Here is an 899-nt window from a genome sequence, read left to right as displayed (position 1 = left end):
GAGGCTTCGGTAGTTTGTGTGACAAGGGGCTAGCCTAGGCAGCAACGCTCTTCGCTCCCTTCACGCCCTTCTTCCTCGCCTTCACCGGGCGACCCGGGAGCTGGGGCTGGCAGTCGCCGCACCTGAGCATGAGCAGGGCCACGAGGTTGTCGGTGTTGCGGAAGCCGTAGCCCATCCTCACCGTCACCTTGATCTTGTTGTTGATGGCCTCTACGCGCCCGTTGCTGATGCCGAGCTCGACTGCGGCGATGATGTCGTCGCGCCGGCGGCGCACCTTCTTCTCCACGGCGACGACCTTGGCGATCTTGCAGTAGGCGGCCCTGTGCATCCAGTCGTCGAGCAGCTCGGCGGCCTCGGAGCCGTCGGCTGCCCGGAAGACGGCCCGCAGGTCCTCCTTGAGCTCCCAGGCCCTGACCAGCCGCGAGCCGGCCCTCTTCTTGAGCGCCTCGAGCCTCGCCCTCTGGCCGTCGGTGAGGTCCTCGGGGTTCTTCACGAGCGCGTAGCGGCTGCCCTTGATGGAGGCCGCCTCCTCCTCGAGCGCCCTGACCTCCTCGGGCGGCAGCTCGCCTTTGGCAGGCCTGCCGCGCTTGCCCTCGGGCCTGGGCCTGGCGGCCCTGGCGGCGGCCCTGGCGGCGTTCCACTCCTCGCAGCGCACGGCGTCGAGCGCGTCGTTCATCCACTGGACCACGTGGAAGGGGTCCATGACCCACCTCGCGTTGGGGCAGCGGCGCTTGACCAGCTGCCTTATCCACCTCGCGCCGTCGGCGGTCACCACCTCTATGGCGCGCCTCTGCTCGCGCGTGAGCTCGTCGAGGAACAGGTTGAGCACGTCCTTGCCGGTGCCCTCGTGCGCCCAGATGAGGCAGCCGCGGTCGTGGTCGACGACCACCGTGACGTAC

1 protein-coding gene is annotated in these 899 nt (G+C 68.9%); it reads right to left on the bottom strand.

From position 1 onward, the window contains the following. Nucleotides 1–34 precede the first annotated feature (34 nt). A partial coding sequence (locus tag DXD49_RS09520) for an ISL3 family transposase (RefSeq protein ID WP_117794834.1) occupies nt 35–899 on the bottom strand: 865 nt, incomplete at its 5' end.

Origin of the sequence: Collinsella sp. TM05-38, from assembly GCF_003466445.1 — a bacterium.
In the GTDB taxonomy this organism is placed as follows: Bacteria; Actinomycetota; Coriobacteriia; order Coriobacteriales; family Coriobacteriaceae; genus Collinsella.
Note: the sequence above shows the minus strand (reverse complement) of the source record. Positions and strands in the feature narration are given on the sequence as shown.